Raw genomic sequence first — 20,809 nt, 5'->3', positions numbered from 1 at the left:
GAGTAAACTAGGGACTAAGCGGGGTTTATTATGGAAAGAGGACTGTACGATTTCATGGAAAAGATGAGGTCTACCACTATTGAAGAACAAGCGATAATCAATGAAGTTTCAGGCATCGATAATAGCATTTTTACGGATAGATACCGAAACATCATATCTTTTGATAAAGTTTGTCCAAAAGGTAAGATGATATCCATAAGAAAACATACTCGTTTTATCCATTACCCTGAACATAGCCACGATTACGTAGAGATCTGTTATGTACTGAGCGGGCGTTCGCTACAAGTTGTAGAAAATGAAGAGGTAGAGTTACAAACAGGGGATTTATTGTTCTTAGGCCCAGGAGTCACGCATGAGATATATCCTACTGGAGATAAAGATATCTTAATTAATTTTATTATCCATAAAAAGTTCTTTAGCTATATCTTTGAATTTATAAGTGAAAACTGTAGCTTATCTAACTTTTTTACTGATGTCGTGTTTAAAAAGTCCTCGACCTCAGCGCTAATTTTTTCAACCAAAGGTAATAATAGGCTTGAGACGTTGCTCAATGAGATGCTTTCAGAGTTAGACGGTGACGAGCCTCTAACCGAGCCACGTGTTAAGTTCCTACTCGGTATCCTTGTACTTGATCTGACGCTTGAAAAACCCCAGCGAATTGAAAAAGTGACTTATGATCAAGGTGTTCTTTGCAAGGTCATCACCTATATGGAGAAAAACCTCAGATGTGCTAACTTAAACGAAATTTCTGACCAGTTAAAAATGAAGAATTACAATCTTTCTAAGCTTATAAAAAAAGAAAGTGGTGTAACATTCAATAATTTATTAAGAGAGATCAGGTTTAATAAATTTTGCGACATTATTAAAATAAAAAACATTAGCATTAATGATCTAGCAATAGAGGTCGGTTTTTCAAACACCAGTGACTTCTATAAAAAGTTTAAGGCTAAGTTTGGTGTATCTCCAAGAGAATATCGAAACACTCATTAATATATCGGTGACATTTATTTTGATTTGGTTGCGTAATTCCTTGGAACAAAACCAGGAAGTTACGATCTGATTAGGCTTAAGTTGCCGAATTCAACTTAAGAGTAAATGTGATCTGTTCCAGCCAGAAATCGGGCTTAACTAAGCGATATATTGTTGTCCAAAGTTAACTGGGGTTAGATACCCAAGAGCACAGTGCCTTCTAGTCCAATTATAACAAACCTCTGTGTATTCGAAGATCGCTTGGCGCATATCTTCTTGTACTGAGTAGCTTTGTGACGGTACTTAATCCAGTAATGCCCACTTCGAGAAACCCCGAACAGTTTACCCATACGGACAACACTGAAGCACAGTAGGTCTTAGAGCATAAATTCGTAGCAATCTACTTTAGATTTTTCGCGAAGTAGATTACGGCCTTTACTATATCTAGCACTTTAGGTTGCTCAGTCAATTGTCTCTTGAGCTAGGACTTCAGCGGCTAGATATTTTTCCCGCTTACTAGTGCTGGTGTCTTTCTTGACCGCCCCACGCTGCAGTAGATCTGAGATTCGTGTAAGCCGAGTGTCTCGCTCTGAAGCAACCCCTACTTTCTCTGCTAGCTTCAGGGTTTCTGCTTTAAATCCAGAAAATGGATAACACGTCTTTTCTTGCTTGTCATGGTTCACCACTTTAGTGATTGTACTCACTTAACTCAGTGTCCAAAACTGCTGGTACGGGTCACTAAAGCAATATGAGGCCACATCTCAGCCTAACCTCAGCCCCAGCATGAAAACGTCAAATGAAGCGCACAAAAAAGCCAACAGCTAACGCTGTTGGCTTGATGAGATACTGTTAACGTATTTTAGGTAGATACATATAGAACACCCTGATTATTGCTGGCCCGCTACCGTAATGACAGTAGCTTGAGCACTCTCTCCGCGAAAGCCATGGCCTCCACCAAGCTCGTAACCATCCTCAAAGCTTTCAAAGTCGTTATCAAACAAAACCGTTTCACCTGTCACCGATTTTACGTTATCTACAAGCACTTCGTGAGAAGATACTGTCTTTTTAGCCGCAATTCGAACGTTCAGAAACTTCACCGGTTCATTGCTAACAGCATAGTCAACGGTTGCTGTACAAGTATTACCTTCTATGTCCGCGCTATCGCTAATCACTTCAGCATTCTCGATGGTAAATGAAAACTGATCATTACCCCAAGTAGTCTTGATTGGAAGCGTTTCTCCCATGGTGAACTCACAAATCGGATCAGAGAAAGCATTTGAAAGCTTACGGTATTTAATTTGCGCCCGCTCGCCATCAATAGCTTCAAACAATAACTCACCGTAGCTGTTTGCCGATGTAAAACCATTCGTATAAACAGCGACGTAGGCCTTAGAATCACCATCCTCAGCGCTATCTTCATTTAAACGATAAGTAATATCGGCGTCGAACGAGCCTTCAGCAGCTGGTTCACTGAGCGCCATATTGAGGGTGCCACTCAGTTCCTCAGTAATGTTTTGAATGCGCGCGACCTTAGATTCACCGTAACGGTCATCAGCATCTTTCGCTGCATCTTCAACTAATTTATTGTCTGACTGATCGAAACCGTTGTAAAAACCATCATTTCCACCGTCAATAATGAGCTTGCCATCATCAAAACTGTAAATTCCTTGAACTTCTTTAACATCAGTATCGTAATAGTTGAAGGTGATAGATTTAGTCTCTTCATCATAATCGAAATCAGAGAATTCAATCTCATAAGTTCCGCTGACCTTGTCATCATTGTAGTACTTCAAGCGACTTTCAGAGAAGTAGTAAACGTTTGGAAGATCTGTATCAGAAGCTGCTGCCACTTTCACTCCTTCATGGTCGAGTTCCCAATATACTCCTGTCAATTGAGTAGCATCACCATCGCCAGGGTTGCTAGGTGTTTGATCGTCGTCAGAACACCCACTAAGGAGTAACGACACACATACCAAAGGAATCGTAAATTGCAGTTTTTTCATAGTATAATCTCATTAATTTGGGTTGGACAAAGATTCAATCTTGTTTGACCTCTTATTTCATTAGGACAACAAGCGATATAAATAAAACGATAAAAACCTACCATCGAATCTCTTCGGAAAACTAATTACGGGGTATAAATGGTTTTAATGCAAAAGTTTAATATATGATCACCTATTATTAGATAATCACTCAACGTAAATAATTGAATTTTACTAGGTCAAATTTTGCGGTTAGTTGTACAAGACAGTAAAAAGATAACTCATGAACAAAACCGCCACCTCTACAGTATTAGTGTTTAAGTAGTATTATTATAAATTTCACACAATAATAGTTTAAGCGGATTATTGCCGAGTAATTGCAACTTATTTATTATAAGTGATCGGAATTATGAGGCCATTATCATACTTAAAAAAATAAACCTTCTTCATTATATCAATTATTTTCTGTAACCTAGCGCAACAACGTTAAAGCTTGCTTAGAACCTACCAACAGTTTAGCTTTACCAAGATCCCATAGGTTTTTAGAGTCATATAATGGGTTGAGTGCACTCATCGAAATGGAACTTGGTCACAGCCCATTCAGAAGGTGATCTGCTCCAGTAAGACTGGACACCGCATTAAGCGACATATTGTTTTTCAAAGTTAACTGGGCTTAGATACCCAAGAGCACTGTGCCTTCTTGTTCGATTATAATCAACTTCGATGTATTCAAAGAGTGCTTGACGCATCTCTTCTCGGGTCATTATCGGCTCGTATTGGACGGCTTCTACTTTCATTGAGTGGAAAAAGCTTTCAACACAAGCGTTGTCCCAGCAATTTCCCTTCCTACTCATACTTTGCTTTAGATTATGAGCTGCGATTAAGTCGCGGTAGTCTTTTGAACAATATTGGCTACCTCTATCACTATGGATAATCACTTCTTCTGGCATACCTCTGCGGAACAATGCCATTGATAGCGCATCACAGACCAGAGTTGCGGTCATTCTGGTACTCATTGACCAACCAACTACTTGCCGTGAGTACAAGTCGATAACAACGGCTAAATACATCCAGCCTTCGCTTGTCGCTAGATAAGTGATATCTCCAGCCCATTTTTGGTTTGGTGCTGTCGCATTAAAGTCTTGCTCAAGCAAATTCGGGGCTACAGGAAGTCTATGCTTACTGTCTGTCGTACATTTGAACTTACGGGCGGCCTTCGCGACTAAGCTCTGGCGCTTCATGCTCGCGGCAATGGTTTTTACATCGTGCTTATTACCATTTGCCTCAAGTTCTTTTTGAATGCGCCTTGCACCGTCGCGTTCCTTTTTATCATCAAAGACTTCTCGAACTTTGTTATCAAGCTGCTTGCGGTGCTCGTTGCGTTGAGTGACTTTATGGCGATTATCAATCCAATAATAAAACCCACTTCGAGAAACCCCAAACACCTTAGCCATACGGACAATCCTATATTGCATCAGGTGTTCGAGCATAAACTCATAGCAATCTATTTTAGATTTTTCGCGATGTATGGAATCCACTCATACTCTGCCAAACTTAAGCATGGGCAGGAACTGTAAAATGAGGTGTCATCATGCTAAGAACGAACGTAATCGGCATAGATTTAGCGAAAAATGTATTTCAGGTTTGTAATATAAGCTGCCAGGGAGAGTTACTCAGCAACAAAGCTATAAGCAGGCAGAAGCTTAAGGAGCTCCTTGCTAAAGCCAAACCATCCCTTGTTGCTCTAGAGGGCTGTGCTACTTGTCACTACTGGGGTAGATACGCTGAGTCCTTCGGCCATGAGGTGCGTATAATTAATCCGAAAAAAGTGAAGGCGTATGTTGAGGGTCATAAAACGGACGCCAATGATGCGCTTGCTATCGCCAATGCGGCACTTCAAATAGGGATAAAATACAGTAAACCTAAATCGATGGAACAACAAACTTTGATGTCTCTTGAAGCAAATCGCCAGTTTCTTTCGAAAACTATCGTGTCATTGGGGCTGCACATTCGAAGCATCATTAACGAATACGGTATCGTTAGGGCTAAAGGCACTAAAGGGCTTGCTGCATTAGTGACTTCAGCGCTTGATGAAAGGGATGTTCTACCTGCAAGTTTAATTGCTACTTTATCAATGCTCTGGCAACAATACCTTAACCTGAAAGAAGAGTTAAGCCATCTTCAGAAATCCATGAATGCGACAACTCGCCAAATAGAACCCTGTAAAAGGCTCATGGCTCTTGAAGGTGTTGGTGAGGTAACAGCATCCATGCTTTATGCTAATTTGGGTGACGGGACACAATTTACTAACGGTCGACAAGCATCAGCATTTATCGGGTTAACACCGAAGCAATACAGTTCAGGTGGTAAGGTGACGATGATGGGTATTGATAAATTTGGCGGAGTTAAAGATCTTCGCTCAATGCTTTACCTTGGTGCTATGGCATACATATATCGACTGCCTGACTCACCTACAAACCAGAAACAGGCGTGGCTTATCAAGTTAGTCAATAGAGTCGGTTTCAAAAGAGCTTGTATCGCTTTGGCAAACAAAACTGTTAGAACAGCTTGGGCAATGCTTCGCTATGAAACAAAATATCAGTCAAAGACACTATCCTGCTAGCAGTATAAATTAACAGATTACAAATAATGATGTTCAATGGTTAGACCAGCCTACTGAGACCCTGACTACTTCGCAATGCTATAAAAAGCTTTTTTCGCGGCAATGACAGTAGGTGCGCATGCATCAAAGGTTAGAAGGTCGCTCCTTCAATGAGAAACCGAATATACGACCGCATCTTATCCATTGCACATTCTTATCTTGTAAAACCCGTGGATTCCATATACGAAGTAGGTGGCGGCCTTTTTTACGATATCTAACTCTTCAGCTTGCTCTGCTAATAATCGCTTGAGCTTGGCATTTTCAGTGGCGAGTTCTCTTTCTCTATCGCTGATTTTCGCATCTTTTTTGACGGCTTTACGCCACCCATAAATTTGAGATTCATATAGTGAAAGCTGTCGTGCGGCGGCAGCGACACCGACTTTCTCTGCTAACTTAAGCGCTTCGGCTTTAAATTAAGGAGCATGTTTAATTCGTGTTTTCTTAGTTGTCATTGTTCACCTCGTTAGTGATTGTACTCACTTAACTCAGTGTCCAAAACTTCTGGTGCGGATCAAGGTACCTCGATGGATTTATCAATAAGCAGCGCAAAAAATTAAATGGCCAAAGCGCTCCGACGAGAGCGTCCACAGGGCAGCAACTAAAGAAGCGGAACTTCAATCTCAATCAGATCGATGCGCAGCCAAAAGGAAAAAGCTAAAGTCAGCAAAACCGATACAGCACTCGGTTACATCAATACAATTTACCGCATTGAACTTAAGCTGACTGAATTAAAAGAAACTGGTAAGTATATGCAAGAGCAAGTAGTGGAGTATCGGCACAAACACTCCCTTGTTTGATAATTTGAAGGAATTCTTAGATAAGAGCATTACCCAATTGCCATCAGAAAGCTTAACGGGCAAAGCTATCAATTATATGTTGAATCAGTGGTCAAAACTGGTAATTTACTGCGATAGTGGTTAGCTACGCATTAGTAACATCATGGTAGAAAATGTAATCCCTCTATTCGCAGTAGAGCGAAGAACTTGACTCTTTGAACCGGTGCTCAAGCGCGTGCTATTAGTTATAGCTTGATTGATACAGCCAAATTACACGGACTTCAGCCCTAAAGGAGAATACAAACAACACTAGCATAGCAGGCCAAAAAGTATAAGCTTTTAGAAGCCTGCTGTTGTTTTCTAACCTAACTTAAGATTGGTGATTTCTCGCCGTGTGATGCTCTATTCCATACTCGCACCGGTAACCAAAACCAATATATCGTAAACAACCTCTGTTTCACCGACATAAATACCCCATCGGAAACCAACTTCTTCGGTACGCTCAAATTGACCACTACCAACAAGTTCTTCATCAATGTACATTTCATAGTCTAAGCCATTATCACGAACTCGCATATCAAATGGTTTACCAATAGTATTATCAGTAATCTTGATCTTTTCACCGATACGTGGATAGAACCACAAGCTTCCATCGCCATGCACTCTCAACATAACTGACCAATGGTCAACGTTGTTGCCTTTTGCTTGAAACAATGAACAGTAATGGTCTTTTACAGGTTGTGCTGAACAACCTTTTGCTTTTAGTACGTTAAACCGTGCAGAAAATTCATGCCACTCACCTGGGGCCCAGCGTCCATCAGGGCTAAAAGCCTCTATGCGAGCTGCTAGTTCACGTGAACCACTAACACTTTCTTCGTCTTTAAACAGGCGGAAAATCTGGGTATTGCTGTCCTCTTGGTACCAACGACTCCATGCATCAAATTTATTTGGGCTAATTGATGAGTTACCAACCGTATGTATACGGTAGTTATTAGCCTCGCTGTTGATTGGTCGATTCCCATAAGGACCAGTTTCTACCGTCTCTGGGTTTATAGTGATAGTCGACCCCTGGACACCTGTTGACGTTGGCGTGCCAAGTGGTGATAGATTACCTGTGTCTAAGACCTCTTGCCACGTCATATCAGTTCCGTTTTGACTATAGAACTGACTAATATCAACGGGGGCTTCTCCCTGCACCGTGGTAACGGATGATTGAATGGTACTAGAGTGATAACCACCCACACTACCTCCAGTTAAATCCTGTCCACTATTATAGCTCTCAAAGTCATCAGAAAAGACCACTTTTTGCGAATCATTTGAGTACACCTCGAGATTGTCCACTAAAAACTCGTAACGACTGGTTTTACTGACCGAACCTACACGCAGAGAAAAGCGATCGACAGGGCCTGCGATTACAGCGTAATCTACTGTTTCGTCAGCGATAACTTCATCGTTTTGTATGATCTTAAATATGAAGTAGTTCTCGTCCCAGTTTGTTTCAATGGACATAGGAACGCCAAATTCAAATTTACCCACCTCATCAGAAAAGCCAGGATTTCCCTCACGGTAGCGAATTCTTCCTTCGCCTCCGTCAGCAGGGTCATTATCCATAACGATGTCGCCGAAGTTTTTACCCGAAGTGAAGCTACCATTAAAGAGACCCACATATGCGTAGTCGCTTTGATTATCACCAACCTCATCATCGGTGTTAAGACGCACAGTGGCATCGAACGTGAATTTACCAGAGCTGACTTTATCTGACGGAACAGCAAATCGAAGCTCACCGGCGCTCGTAGTCAAAAGATCTTCGATTTTTCCCACTTTGTTTTCAGTGGTATTATCAGCCTGCTTTACAGCATCAGTTACCGCTTCATCATCAGAGCGATCGTCGCCGATTAATTCACCTTGATTTCCAGGATTAATGGTAAGTACATTACTCTCGACAGAATATGTCCCTGATACGACGGAAATAGCATCACCTTCGTAGTATGTAAATGAAATGGTTTTTTTATCCTCATCATGGTCATAATCAGAGTACTCTATTTGATAGTTTCCGAGTTCTACGTCATCATGATAGTATTTCAAACTCTCGTCAGAAAACAGATAGATATTGGGTAGGTCTGCTGATGTTTTGGATAGAGAACTTGCGCCACGGGGGGCTAGTTCCCACAGTACACCAGTTAGCTTGTCATTGCCTACAGGTGGATCTATAGGTCCATTATTAGACTGTTCTTCACTGTTGCAACCAGCAATTAGCATGGAGCCACAAAGTATAGATAGTAAAACCCTATTCTTACTCATATAATGTTTCACCTAATGTTGGAATTAATTTTAATTGTAAGTATCTCTCTTTACACCTAATTTGGTATTGCTAAGTTTTTTGTGCAATTTATTTTGTCTTAGATATTATTGAGGTTACAATGTAAATAATTGACAACTTCCATGTCAAAATTTGCTTCTTCTACTATCAAGCTTTAATCCGACATAATACCCTTCCTTATTAATTAATGAAGAAGCTATATGTGAATAAAGGAAAGTAACTGACCTAACACCTCTAAATAGACAGCAATATTGAATACGCCTTATCGCTGACAAATTATTGACCGCAAGGTTTTTTATTTTTCACCAACCAAAGATTGTCTTCCAATAAATGGCATTAGTCGCTTGATATTGGCGAGTGTCACACTTCACCGTTGAATTGGGGAGTGTTAATCGCAAATTTTGACGTTACAAAACCCAAAGATAGGTGTTATTTTTTTTATCTTATGCTGTATGTTACTAATTTTAAAACTAAAGAAACTTTGAAAATTAAAGGTGTTTTTTACGATTAAATTTATTAATTTAATCAATAGTGACAGGGTTATCTTTATCTTATATTAATTGATGTGTTGCTATTATAATTTATAACATTTATTTTACATCTATTTTATGGAAAACAAAAATGTACAAAAATATTATATTTTTTCAATGTTAGGATTAACTATATCTGCATCGGCTTTTAGTGGTGACAAAGTTTCCGATAGCAATAATCAAGGAACTGATCTTCATAATTTTTACGTTCAAGAAGGATCAGATCCTACTTGGTCACAAATCTTAAGTACAGCTGCTTTAAAACCACTACAGACACATACTTCAGCAGGTTTTGAAGGTTCTCGTATTAAAATTGATCACGAGAAAGTGGAGACCGGACCTTATGGTAATCGAGCAATAAATAGCGAAAGCAATAAGTATCGTATACATACCGTAGGCCACCCTTCGATTACGCAAGATAAGTTTCATCTGTGGAGCCGTTGGTATCAAGAGGACGGTAACACACAAATTTTTCGCCTGTTTAAAGACGAAGAGAATGTTAGTAATCAGCGTAAGCTAGCAGCTCGGGTAGAGGCATTTAGTCCTCAAGACCGCTGGTTACCAGAACCTAGTGTTTGGCATGAATTTTCTGCACGTTTCAATGTATTGAAAGCTGCGGGGTGCTCAGCAGAGCCTGTTAAAAAGCATTACTGTTCTTTGTTCCAAGCTAAAGGTAATAACGTAGATCATTGGTCGGTCATGTTGAGAGTGCATGGTGACGGAAGCCTGTGGTTCTATCCACGCGGCGCCAAGCACACTAAAATTCGTGACAATGTCTTAGGTCAGCCATTTGATATGAAAGTTCGTGACAATGGCTTGGATTACGAAATGTATATCGATGGTGAGTTAGTGGGTACTGGACAATTTAAAAGAACCGAAGAAATTGGATTCAGATGGGGAATCTATGTTGGTTCCACTAAAGTTCTTGATGATATTTTAGTTTTGGTTACTGGGGCAAGTATGAAGTAGCTTTATTGAGAGAGATAAATCATTTCAATAATAAGTACACGAAACAATAGAAGTCATTCCGTGATAATTTTTCGGTATAACTCATGATAGTTATGGTTCATCGTTTGTCAATTGATTGAAATGTTTTGTCAATACATTACCTGATTAATTATTTTAAACTGTACGTGGGGATTAAGCTGTTGAAACAAATGTCACTTCTTAAGAACAAACTATTGTTCATTTGTATCGTACCTTTATTGCTCGTGTCATTGGCCTTATTTACAATCACAATCAATGAATTGAAGTCTTTTAAAAACGAGCAAATAGAGCGCGAGCGCGTTGTTCTATTGGAACACAAGCAAAGTGAATTAAAACACCTAGTAACGCTAGCTCTATCATCCATGCAGGATATATTAAAACTACCTGCGTCAAAAGAGCGCGATATGATGATTATCGACATAGCGAACCGTTTTAAATTTGATGATAATTCTTTTTTCTTTCTTAACTCTTATGATCAATGGTCGATTGCAAATGGTCGAATAAATAGAACTGAACCAAAGAAGCTAAGTTTCACTCGTGATTCCCCAACTGAACTGCACCCGCTTGAAAAAATGGTTCTCCAAGCTCGATCTGGTGGCGGATTTGTACAGTATGACGCGCAAAAAAGCTCAAATTCTGCATACTATCCCAAGCTTGCCTACACGCAAAATGTACCCGGTTATGACTGGTTAATCGGTACAGGATATTTTATTGATGATATTGAGCTTGCTGCGCAAGAGAAAGTTAACTCATTCGAATCAACCATCACTCGAATTATGAATCAAACAGGTCTGATTGCTTTAGGGATTTTTATTCTTTCATTAGCCGCGTGTGCGTTCTCAATCATGAAGGCCTTAAAGCCATTTGATAATATGAACGAAGCATTGCAAGACATTGCTCATGGTCAGGGAGATTTAACCCATAAATTGGTTGTTGAAGTTGATGATGAGGTGGGTCGATGTGCTAAGTCATTTAATGACTTTTCAGAAAAAATCCGCCTGATTGTCAAGACTGTCTCAACAGAAGCGCAGGTGATTAAAGGCGCGTCTACTGCACTAGATAACTCATCCCAATCCAGTTTAGAACTAGTACAAAAGCAAAAGGTTAAGACAGAATTCTTAACGCATGTCATTCATGAAATGATCATGAGTGCACAAGAAATTGCCAACAATGGGGTTCAAGCCGCTAGTGCTGCTAATAAGGCAACAGAGGAAGCAACAAAAACATCTGCTTCGCTATGCGATGCTGTGCAAGAACTGAGCAGGCTCAATGAAGATATTCATCTGTCCTCCAATGCAATGAATGAGTTACGACAAGAGACTGAAGCAATCGGCTCAGTACTTGAGGTGATTCAACAAATAGCTGAACAAACGAACCTGCTGGCTCTTAATGCCGCCATTGAAGCTGCCCGAGCAGGTGATCAAGGGCGAGGGTTCGCAGTTGTAGCGGATGAAGTAAGAACACTTGCCAGCAGGACCCAGGCTAGCACCGAAGAGATTCGTGTGATGATCGACAAACTGCAGATTAGCGCGAATAATGTTGTGGAATCTATGACAGTGAGTAGAGCATCGAGTGTTCATGCTAAAACAGTCACGGAAGAATCTAACCATTCCCTGGTTCGGGTTAATCAAGCAATCATTTTGTTGAATGAGGTAAATGCTACGATTTCGACGGCTGCCAATGAGCAGACCTCGGTTACGGAAGAGTTAAATTCTAATCTACATGGCTTATTTGAGCTTACGAATAATACTGAATCTGAGGTGAATTCGGTCGCTAGGATTAGCGAAGAGTTGAAGCAAAATGTAGTCGCTCTCAATAAAGAGATGTCGCAATTTACGGTGTAATTGGCGATTCGACTCAAACATAAAATGACGTTAATGGTGCTGACTAGGATCATCATTTAATAGCTAGGGCTTTGTTGCGTAATTTAGTGGAATAAATCCAGAACCTGCGACCTAACCAGCCACACCCACTACCTCTCATGGCTCTCTGATCTTTTAGATTGTGAGAGTCAGTGTAAAACAAACAGAATAAGCGCAGGTGGCCACGTCAGTTCAATGATTTAGCTATCACGACGGCACTCATGGTGAAAGGTTTTTTCTATGCTACTGAGAGCGCTGCAAGGATTTATCGACTCAATATTTAGGTTAGCCCATGTACCATTAAGGTGTCCGCATTACACCTGTATCAGTCGTAGAGCCAAACAAGTTGAGGTTTCATTGAAGACTAAAACGAAAGGAGCGATACGGCACATAGCCATTGATACTACTGGCCTTAAGGTTTATGGCAAAGGCGAATGGAAAGGCAAAAAACGGCACGGATGGCAAGCGTAGAGTTTGGCGAAAGCTTCATATCCCAGTAGATACAATTACTCATGAGTTCATTGCCGCCGAGCTAGTTTTACCAACGATTACAAATCGATAGGTACTCCCGAACTTACGAAAACAAATACGCCGAAGTATCCTTGCGGTGGCTGGTGATGGTTCTTATTACACTAGAGTATGTCACACTGCTAATAAGATTATGGGAGCCATCGAAATCTCGCCGTGGGCTGCCAAAAATTATATGGTTCAAATAAGCATTGAAAAGTGCGGTATGGATACCACAAACGTTCACTTTCAGAAGCAGCGATGTGTCGAATTAAACAGTTGCTAGGAGGGTAACTTAGCTTAAAAATTACTATTCACTCTGCTGATTTCTTATCAATCTTTGTCTAACATCACTACTAGCCTAGTCTAAGGGACAATTGTTAAGAACTCCCGAGGTAAGATATCCCCTTTCTCATAGCTCAGCCTGATTTACATAGTCGCACTTCTATTCGCGACTTCGGGCTATTCTATCTGTAGCTAGGTTACCCAAGCTGACTATACCTACTATCAGATATCTGTTCGTCAAGCTATGTTTTGCCATTTACTTCCTTCAGATTCCACCTCACGATAGACACCCTTGCATAAGCTAACGTGTCCTGCTCGATAAGGCACGTAGAGGGCTTTGACCTCCTAGGTTGGTGCTATGCTCGGCGCATAAAAAAACGCCCGAAATTCCAGATCAGGCGTTCTTATTCATAGATCGTAACGTAGAATTTACTATCTATTACTGACTATCATACCGCCGCTTCTTGGGCGATAGTTTCTTCTTTCTCAACCGAGAGTTTTGCCACCAGTTTGGATAGAGCTTCTACAAAGTAGTAGTCACCATAGATGAGAGAGCAATTAACACCCAAACCTTTCGGACAGTTGAACGCCCCTCCAGTTAAGATTCCCTGCTGATTATCCTCGCCTGCTGTACAGTAGTTGTCATAAAGACTCTTTAGGATCCTATTGGCGGCTTCAAAGTAATGTGCTTTCTTTGTTTCATCTTCAACAAGCTCAGAGATGAGTAACATACCACTCGCAGCACACGCCGCTGCAGAAGTATCTCTTGGCGTATTCTCATCTCTTGGAGCTCTAAAGTCCCAATGTGGGACTGCGTCTTCAGGTAACTGGTCAATAAAGAAGTCAGCGGTTCTCATGGCCGCTTCTAGGTATCTTGGCTCTCTAGTGTATTTATAACTTAATGCACAGCCATGAACCGCCCACGATGCGCCTCTACTCCACGCAGAATTCTCATTGTAGCCTTGACCACCGTAGTAGCTTTTCACATCACCAGTAATATAGTCAAACTCAACCATATGCCTTACCGAACCATCTGGTCGAATAAACTCTTTAAGCACAGTATCTGCGTGCGCCATGGCAATCAGTTTGAATCGCGGTGCATCTAGTTGGTCAGCAGCCCAGTAGAGAAGAGGTAAGTTCATCATACTGTCAATAATACTCAAACCTTTCGGGTCTGCGGCACTTACATCATTTTTATTCCAAGCGGTTAAGAAACGTCCATTGATGTTAAATCGACTCGCTAGGTGACTCGCTGCTCTAAGTGCACGATTTTTAGAACGCTCGTTGCCAAATAGTTCATACTGCTTGATTGAAGTAAGTTGCCACATAAAGCCAACATCATGGTGGATATTAACATATTCATCAAGCGGGCCATCCATCGTGTTCTCGCGTGCTATGGCGATGCCTTTGAATGGCTGGTAGTGCTCTTTCTCATAAAGCAGCCACAACAAACCAGGCCAAAAACCGACAACCCAAGCCCAAGGAGCGTGGGTATCTTCATACCTACCTTCAGACGTCATGGAAGGAAACTGTACTGAAATGTCTTCACTAGTAAATTTAACTTTCTCAAACACACTTTTCCAAGCGTTATTTGCCCACGTTTTATCTGAATCCATTTTTATCCCTCTACTTCTTTCGGTGATAATTACGTTTAGTTCATAGCTCAAATATAGGGTAATCACCTTGGAAAAAACATGTCTGTTTTTGGTGTAATCAGGGATGATTTTTGCGACGGTCGGCACCCAGTTTAGTGAACACCAAATGAAGTAGGCTTTAAGGTGATGGGCACACCTCCCTTTTAGGGTCGTAGTGCCAGACGAATAGTACAACCAGTGAGAACAATAGTTCGGGAGCTTAACGACCAAGATTCGACAAAAATAAAGCCAACAATTCACACAGGCTGAAAAGCGTAATTAATCTGTTGTGGGGGCCGGCGAGGTAGCCTTTACATTCCCATACCGACAGAGATGAGTCCCTGCCAACAAAATAACGCCATAAGATCCATTCCATCGACGCAGTCACCCACGGAGGGACAATCCACATGACAGGACCAAAAATAAATAGGATACCAGCGAACAAGGCTGCTTTTTTGCTCATCTTTCGTTCGTTGTCACCAAAAATCGATAGCAAGAAAGCGCGTTATTCGCGTTGATAGTTTGCTTAAGTAGCATCATCACAACCCAAAGCCAAAACACTTGCCAATAACTCAAATTAGCACCCATATAACTATAGGTTGGGTAACATCTATTGGTGTCACTGGCCCACCAACTTCGAGCAACGCAAATGCCCCTAATCGCAACCAACAAATGAGTTGAATGACACTAGTCGCAGACACAGTCCACGAGCCGCCACTCGTGACAATAAAATTCACGATTAGACCAACGCCAACAATCGTCACTACAAGATCAATGTTAAAAACCGCGGCTGCGAAAAGCGCTAAACCGTTTAACCAGATCGCCGCAAACATAATAGTCAAAGGAAAAGAGAGCCAGGTATAAACTTGCTCAGATGCTCGTCCGAACCGAACCTTGATAGCTTCCATAGCCGTCTCAACGCGCATCTTGCGATAACGGGGAGCAAAATAGCCAGCCGCGACGAAAAAGCCAAAGGCATTACCCCAAAAAATGAACAATACTGTCAGCCCATCCTCATAGGCCTTGGCTGCAGCCCCCGTAAAGGTCCACGCGGAAAACTGTGTCATGAAAGCAGTAGCGCCCGCCATCCACCACATCATTGCTCCACCACCGCGGATAAAGCTCGAACTATCTGTGGCAAAAAGCTTGAACACTAAAGCGGCGAACAATAAGAAAGCAAAGTAACCTACAATAATAACAGTATCAATGAGCTCTATATCACTCCTTATACATCACAGATTATTCATTCACTGCGATTAGTCCTATTGGTTTCGCCGTCCATACGGAACTCAATGACCGCAACAATGAAACTCGACTCAAATCACAGTTAATGGTTAAAAGTAGAAATATTACTACCTCGCCTTCAAGTTACGCTGATAGATTACAACTACCTGGAACGCTGTTTCAAATAAAATGCAACCTCTAATTACTTCTTGAAGGCGCGGATGATGGTAAAACCATGCTAAACACGACATCCTTTAGTCAACATCTACGCTCTAACGTTTATCAACACAATAAACATACAAAGAAACAATCAGTTAGAAATTTAAAATCAGATACTTACCAAACGTTTTTAACTCAGTAAATACTGATAAAACGGGTCACTCTCAAGCTGGATATTTGACTATGAGCCAATACAAAATAGCGATCATCGGCGAATGCATGGTGGAGCTACAACGCAAAGAAGAACTACTAAAGCAAAGTTTCGGTGGTGATACACTAAACACCGCGCTGTATCTTTCTCGTTTGACGAAAAATTACAACATTTCAGTGAGCTACATTACCGCATTAGGTAATGACCCTTTCTCTGCTGAAATGCTAAAAGCGTGGTCTGAAGAGGGCATTGATACCGATCAGGTACTGCGTCTAGACGACAAAATGCCCGGCCTTTATCACATCGAGACCGATGAAACTGGCGAACGCACCTTCTTTTACTGGCGCGGCGATGCAGCGGCTAAATTCGTGTTCGATCAGCCAGAGAGCCAATCCCTTGTCGATTCATTGATGGATTACGATGCGGTTTACCTAAGCGGCATCACCTTGGCTATTTTAACTGACACTGGACGTGACACCCTGTTTAGCTTCTTAGAGAAGTTCAAGGCCAAAGGCGGCAGCGTCTTCTTTGACAACAACTATCGACCAAAATTATGGGCGAACCGAGATACCGCTCAGCGCACGTACCTTGCGATGCTCGGTTTCACGGATACCGCATTGCTCACCTTCGAAGATGATCAATACTTATTCGGTGACACATGTCTAGATGAGTGCATTGAACGCACTCAGCAAGCAGGCGTCTCTGAAATTGCCATCAAGCGTGGCGCAAAAGAGTGCCTAGTACTTAGCGAAGGTCGCGCAGAGTATGTCGCGCCTAAGCCAGTTAACTCCGTTATTGATACCACAGCTGCGGGGGACTCATTTAGCGCCGGTTATCTTGCCAAGCGCCTAACAGGTGGTGATGCATTTAGATCAGCGGAAATAGGACACAAAGTCGCCGGAACTGTGATTCAGTACCGCGGTGCAATCATTCCTAATACAGCAACGCCAACTCTTGATTAGTAGGACAAAACAAATGACAACTCTAAATGAACAGCTAGCAAGCCTTAAAGTGATTCCCGTCATTGCCATTAACAAAGTGGAGGATGCTATTCCTCTAGGTAAAGCATTAGTAGACAACGGCATGCCTTGCGCAGAAATCACGTTCCGTACCGAATGCGCAGCAGACGCAATCGCTGCAATGCGTCAAGCGTATCCAGAAATGCTGATTGGCGCGGGTACCGTTCTTACCAACGAACAGGTGGACCAAGCGATTGAAGCTGGCGTTGATTTTATCGTAAGCCCAGGCTTCAACCCACGCACGGTTCAATACTGCATCGATAAAAACGTACCAATCGTGCCTGGAGTAAACAACCCAAGCCTTGTTGAGCAAGCAATGGAAATGGGTCTGCGTACGTTGAAGTTCTTCCCAGCAGAGCCATCTGGCGGTGTGGGTATGCTAAAAGCACTAACAGCCGTATACCCAGTGAAATTTATGCCAACAGGTGGTGTAAGCCTAAAGAATGTCGATAATTATCTATCCATCAAGTCTGTATTAGCATGCGGCGGCACTTGGATGGTTCCAGCCAACCTTATCGACGAGGGTCGCTGGGATGAACTAGGTCAGTTGGTTAAAGGTGCGGTTGCGCACGTTAACTAATTCGCCCCCGCTTATGGAAACTATGCCCCACGAGCTTTGGCCATGGGGCTAATTTCTTTTTGAAAAATCAATCATGATGGGATAATAAGGAAAAAAACATCCGCTCTAACCGCTATTTTTAACGAAACCGCACCCAGCTCAAATTTACTTACCTCAACCGCCGACGCAGTTACACAGTTACGCAGCAGATGACAGTCAAGACATTAAGCGTCCAAAGCAAGTCCATGCATCTAACAGGGAGCTCAATGAAAATAAGCCTACACACTAACCGTTTGTTCGCAAATGCCAATGATACAACGGCATAGTTTGCTTGGAATAATAGACTTCAGATGCCACCTTAAGAATAGACTTTTCCGTTCAATGTGAATCTTTGCTTTTGAGAATGAGAATGAGAATGAGAATGAGAAAGGAAAGCTAGTGAAACTATGAGACAACGACCATAAGTCTGTTGACTATCAAAAATAAAAAAACCAATGATAACACTGGCTGGCCAAATCCCGATATGGACATCAAAACAAATAATAAAATAGCCAATAAGTGGTGCTACGTTTGATTTGAAGCAGCCTCAGATATAAAATTTCAAGGAGTTCTGAGGCCACTTTAAGTCAGATCAAATTAATCAATCAAAGTGCGAACGTATTCAGCAATTTCAGTGACCTGGCAATTAGCAAAGAAACATTCTTGGAACTGAGCGCCACCAACAGCTTGCTTGACTAGATCTTGATCAATCGCTTTTAGTGATACTACAACGTCCTTGCAAACAGCAGCCTTAACATCATTAAGAATTGCTGCGTTTTGCTGCTGAGGTACAACTCGTTCTACAGGGTAGCCTTCGCCACGAGCACCAGTAAATGCTTTTTCGAAGATATAACGAACATTCAGCTCTCCAGCCCAACCAAAGCCTTTCGCAAACGCCAATGAAATAGCATTACCATTGTTAATTTGGTTGAAAAGGAATGCATCTGATGGTTCTAAGCAGTAACCACATACCACACCTGGGTGAAGGTTGCTTGCCACCAACGCACCTTGGCCTGTGCCACAGCCAGTTACGATAAAGTCTACTGCTTTTGAGTTCAGTAGGATGCTCGCCATGATACCTAGGTGAATGTAAGTTAGGTGGTGGTCGTTTTCATCTGTCATACCGACATTGAATACGTCGTGGCCTAAATTACCTGCCACAAGGTTTAGTTCAGAAGCAACCATCGCATTTTTTGGTGCTTGGCTGTTTTCCATCATTAGTGCAATTTTCATAGTAGTTCCCCGACGAGAAGGCTCGTCATTAGTTTAATCTTAAACAAAATCTTTGCGCATTGGTGTGAACGTATCGATTAGCGTACCTGCCTCAACACACACACAACCGTGTTCAATATCTGGCTGCTTATACATGGTGTCACCGGCCTTAACGATGTGCATTTCCTGGCCAATCGTGAATTCAAAAGCGCCAGACAGCACATAAGTAAGCTGCTCATGTGGGTGCGAATGCATAGCACCAACCGCACCTTTTTCAAAATGGACTTCAACCGACATCATGTTGTCGTTGTGTGCAAGCACCTTTCGGCTGACACCATCACCTAAGTCTTCTAACTGCACATTTTTATTGAATACGAACATGTGTAAAAACCTATTATGTTTGTGATTCGCTAGACACCAAATCACTTGATTTGCGTAATCGATAAATGGTTACTAGGTTCGTCACTATAAGTGTCGCTTCAAGTAAGGTACCACCTATTGAACCAACCAATATATTGTTGATTAGCCAACATGTCGCACCAAGCAAAAAGCCAATACGCATTGCCACGCCGCTGAGAACAAACATTGAGAACGTCCCGATCATCGTGCCAAAAATTGACCAAAGCTGCCCTATACCATCAGCAACCCAAAACCCAAAACCACCTGCAACAACAATGAACAATACTGCTACAAGCTTGGACCGTGTATGTATCGATACCAACGTTCTTGCTGCCGACAGTCCGGCTGCCGCGGCAGATACGGTTGAACCTAGTAGTAAATAGTGGAAAAGATGATTGATATTAAAGACAAACATTAAAATTTTGAGCTGCCTGTCGTCTTTTTGGTAAAAGGTAGAAATTCCTAAACCAAAACTCAAAAAACCTAATACCTGTCCGACAGAAAATAGATCCATCACCTTCTCTTAAGCCTGTTAGCGAGACAACCAACCACCGTCAACGGCAATAGTGTAACCATTGATATAGTCAGATGCTTTCGATGCCAAGAATACACATGGCCCCGCTAGATCTTCCGGAGTGCCCCAACGGTCAGCTGGAATACGCTCTAAAATTTCAGCATTACGCTGCTCATCAGCGCGCAGTGCTACTGTGTTATTTGTTGCCATGTAGCCCGGCGCAATAGCATTAACATTAATGCCTTCTTTTGCCCATTCGTTAGCCATTAGTCGAGTCACACCCATCACTCCACTCTTTGAAGCGGTGTAAGATGGTACTCGAATACCACCTTGGAATGACAACATTGACGCGACGTTAATGATTTTGCCACCTTGGCCTTGCGCGATAAACTGTTTCGCTACCGCTTGTGACATAAAGAACACCGACTTTATGTTGATATTCATCACGTCATCCCAATCTTGCTCAGAGAAGTCAATGGCGTCGTTACGACGGATGATGCCTGCATTGTTTACCAAGATATCAATTCGACCTAACTCCGTAACTGCACGATCGACGATGCTTGGAATATCATCTAACTTCATTAAGTTAGCGCGAATATCAACAAACTTGCGACCTGTCTCTTCGATCATCGCAATCGTCTCTGACGGTTCAACAATGTTCACGCCAACAATGTCACAACCTGCTTTAGCAAGCCCGATAGCCATTCCTTGCCCAAGACCGGTATCACAACCAGTTACCACTGCTACCTTGCCTTCAAGGCTAAACGAATCAAGAATCATAATCTGTACCTTTGTAATGAATGTGTGGTGAACAAAAAAAGGCCGGTGTTCACTCTGTTGAAACTTACATTACACAAAAAATGATACGATCTAAAGTTATTTTTGAAATTGCGTTTTAATTTTTAAAGTTAACTACAACTAATGTGATTGACATCTCAATTATTGATTTTAAATTAATG

At 41.8% G+C, this 20,809-nt stretch carries 16 protein-coding genes and 5 pseudogenes; 8 read left to right on the top strand and 13 right to left on the bottom strand.

The window, feature by feature from the left end; genetic code table 11:
* The first annotated feature begins 30 nt into the window (after positions 1-30).
* The gene (locus OCV19_RS16535) at positions 31-990 is read left to right on the top strand and encodes an AraC family transcriptional regulator (protein WP_065677420.1); all 960 of its coding nucleotides are present in this window, start codon (positions 31-33) and stop codon (positions 988-990) included.
* A 138-nt stretch (positions 991-1,128) separates the two neighbouring features.
* Here OCV19_RS16535 and OCV19_RS16530 read toward each other — a convergent pair.
* The 4 genes and pseudogenes from OCV19_RS16530 to OCV19_RS16515 all read right to left on the bottom strand — a co-directional run.
* Positions 1,129-1,248: pseudogene (locus OCV19_RS16530) on the bottom strand (IS3 family transposase); the annotation flags it as partial.
* 2 nt (positions 1,249-1,250) lie between these two features.
* A pseudogene (locus OCV19_RS16525) lies at positions 1,251-1,645 on the bottom strand (IS3 family transposase); the annotation flags it as partial.
* A gap of 211 nt (positions 1,646-1,856) precedes the next feature.
* The gene (locus OCV19_RS16520) at positions 1,857-2,972 is read right to left on the bottom strand and encodes a hypothetical protein (protein WP_065677421.1); all 1,116 of its coding nucleotides are present in this window, start codon (positions 2,970-2,972) and stop codon (positions 1,857-1,859) included.
* Between the two features lie 617 nt (positions 2,973-3,589).
* Positions 3,590-4,474 (bottom strand): annotated as a pseudogene (locus tag OCV19_RS16515) (IS3 family transposase); the annotation flags it as partial.
* Positions 4,475-4,542: 68 nt separating this feature from the next.
* On the opposite strand from OCV19_RS16515, the gene OCV19_RS16510 reads away from it, so the two are divergent.
* On the top strand, positions 4,543-5,574 hold the full coding sequence (locus tag OCV19_RS16510; protein WP_065677423.1) for an IS110 family RNA-guided transposase: 1,032 nt from the start codon (positions 4,543-4,545) through the stop codon (positions 5,572-5,574).
* Positions 5,575-5,796: 222 nt separating this feature from the next.
* Here OCV19_RS16510 and OCV19_RS16505 read toward each other — a convergent pair.
* Positions 5,797-6,065 (bottom strand): annotated as a pseudogene (locus OCV19_RS16505) (transposase); the annotation flags it as partial.
* Between the two features lie 337 nt (positions 6,066-6,402).
* On the opposite strand from OCV19_RS16505, the gene OCV19_RS25005 reads away from it, so the two are divergent.
* A complete protein-coding gene (locus OCV19_RS25005) occupies positions 6,403-6,534 on the top strand; it encodes an IS66 family transposase (RefSeq protein ID WP_370736628.1) in 132 nt (43 codons plus the stop codon).
* 257 nt (positions 6,535-6,791) lie between these two features.
* Here OCV19_RS25005 and OCV19_RS16500 read toward each other — a convergent pair whose 3' ends face one another.
* The gene (locus OCV19_RS16500; protein WP_139093580.1) at positions 6,792-8,690 is read right to left on the bottom strand and encodes a hypothetical protein; all 1,899 of its coding nucleotides are present in this window, start codon (positions 8,688-8,690) and stop codon (positions 6,792-6,794) included.
* 627 nt (positions 8,691-9,317) lie between these two features.
* Between OCV19_RS16500 and OCV19_RS16495 the strand changes: the two genes are divergently transcribed.
* The 3 genes and pseudogenes from OCV19_RS16495 to OCV19_RS16485 all read left to right on the top strand — a co-directional run.
* A complete protein-coding gene (locus tag OCV19_RS16495) occupies positions 9,318-10,208 on the top strand; it encodes a hypothetical protein (protein WP_261875725.1) in 891 nt (296 codons plus the stop codon).
* A gap of 188 nt (positions 10,209-10,396) precedes the next feature.
* Complete coding sequence (locus tag OCV19_RS16490; RefSeq protein WP_065677426.1) at positions 10,397-12,070, top strand: methyl-accepting chemotaxis protein; 1,674 nt, start codon at positions 10,397-10,399, stop codon at positions 12,068-12,070.
* A 176-nt stretch (positions 12,071-12,246) separates the two neighbouring features.
* Positions 12,247-12,886: pseudogene (locus OCV19_RS16485) on the top strand (IS5 family transposase); the annotation flags it as partial.
* 443 nt (positions 12,887-13,329) lie between these two features.
* Here the strand turns inward: OCV19_RS16485 and OCV19_RS16480 are convergent.
* From OCV19_RS16480 to OCV19_RS16470, 3 genes are all read right to left on the bottom strand, one after another.
* The gene (locus OCV19_RS16480) at positions 13,330-14,496 is read right to left on the bottom strand and encodes a glycoside hydrolase family 88 protein (RefSeq protein WP_065677427.1); all 1,167 of its coding nucleotides are present in this window, start codon (positions 14,494-14,496) and stop codon (positions 13,330-13,332) included.
* Positions 14,497-14,734: 238 nt separating this feature from the next.
* A complete protein-coding gene (locus OCV19_RS16475) occupies positions 14,735-14,977 on the bottom strand; it encodes a hypothetical protein (protein WP_065677428.1) in 243 nt (80 codons plus the stop codon).
* Between the two features lie 109 nt (positions 14,978-15,086).
* A complete protein-coding gene (locus OCV19_RS16470; RefSeq protein WP_240508203.1) occupies positions 15,087-15,614 on the bottom strand; it encodes a sodium:solute symporter family transporter in 528 nt (175 codons plus the stop codon).
* Between the two features lie 526 nt (positions 15,615-16,140).
* Between OCV19_RS16470 and kdgK the strand changes: the two genes are divergently transcribed.
* Both kdgK and OCV19_RS16460 read left to right on the top strand, forming a co-directional pair.
* Positions 16,141-17,070 (top strand): 2-dehydro-3-deoxygluconokinase, encoded by a 930-nt coding sequence (gene kdgK / locus OCV19_RS16465; RefSeq protein ID WP_065677430.1) that lies wholly within the window; start codon positions 16,141-16,143, stop codon positions 17,068-17,070.
* A gap of 13 nt (positions 17,071-17,083) precedes the next feature.
* Entirely contained in the window at positions 17,084-17,707 is a 624-nt protein-coding gene (locus OCV19_RS16460) for a bifunctional 4-hydroxy-2-oxoglutarate aldolase/2-dehydro-3-deoxy-phosphogluconate aldolase (protein WP_065677431.1), read from the top strand.
* A gap of 615 nt (positions 17,708-18,322) precedes the next feature.
* Here OCV19_RS16460 and OCV19_RS16455 read toward each other — a convergent pair.
* Genes OCV19_RS16455 through kduD form a run of 4 tightly spaced genes read right to left on the bottom strand, consistent with a single transcriptional unit; the run spans position 18,323 to position 20,630 of the window.
* The gene (locus tag OCV19_RS16455) at positions 18,323-18,958 is read right to left on the bottom strand and encodes an RpiB/LacA/LacB family sugar-phosphate isomerase (RefSeq protein WP_065677432.1); all 636 of its coding nucleotides are present in this window, start codon (positions 18,956-18,958) and stop codon (positions 18,323-18,325) included.
* Between the two features lie 39 nt (positions 18,959-18,997).
* Positions 18,998-19,318, bottom strand: a complete 321-nt coding sequence (locus tag OCV19_RS16450) for a cupin domain-containing protein (RefSeq protein WP_065677433.1) — start codon at positions 19,316-19,318, stop codon at positions 18,998-19,000.
* A gap of 13 nt (positions 19,319-19,331) precedes the next feature.
* Positions 19,332-19,850, bottom strand: a complete 519-nt coding sequence (locus tag OCV19_RS16445) for a YgjV family protein (protein WP_065677434.1) — start codon at positions 19,848-19,850, stop codon at positions 19,332-19,334.
* A gap of 18 nt (positions 19,851-19,868) precedes the next feature.
* Positions 19,869-20,630: a 2-dehydro-3-deoxy-D-gluconate 5-dehydrogenase KduD gene (gene kduD / locus OCV19_RS16440; protein ID WP_065677435.1), complete on the bottom strand. Its 762-nt coding sequence runs from the start codon at positions 20,628-20,630 to the stop codon at positions 19,869-19,871.
* Between the last annotated feature and the right edge of the window lie 179 nt (positions 20,631-20,809).

This window comes from Vibrio celticus (assembly GCF_024347335.1).
Lineage (GTDB): Bacteria > Pseudomonadota > Gammaproteobacteria > Enterobacterales > Vibrionaceae > Vibrio > Vibrio celticus.
This window is presented reverse-complemented; position numbering and strand designations above follow the sequence as displayed.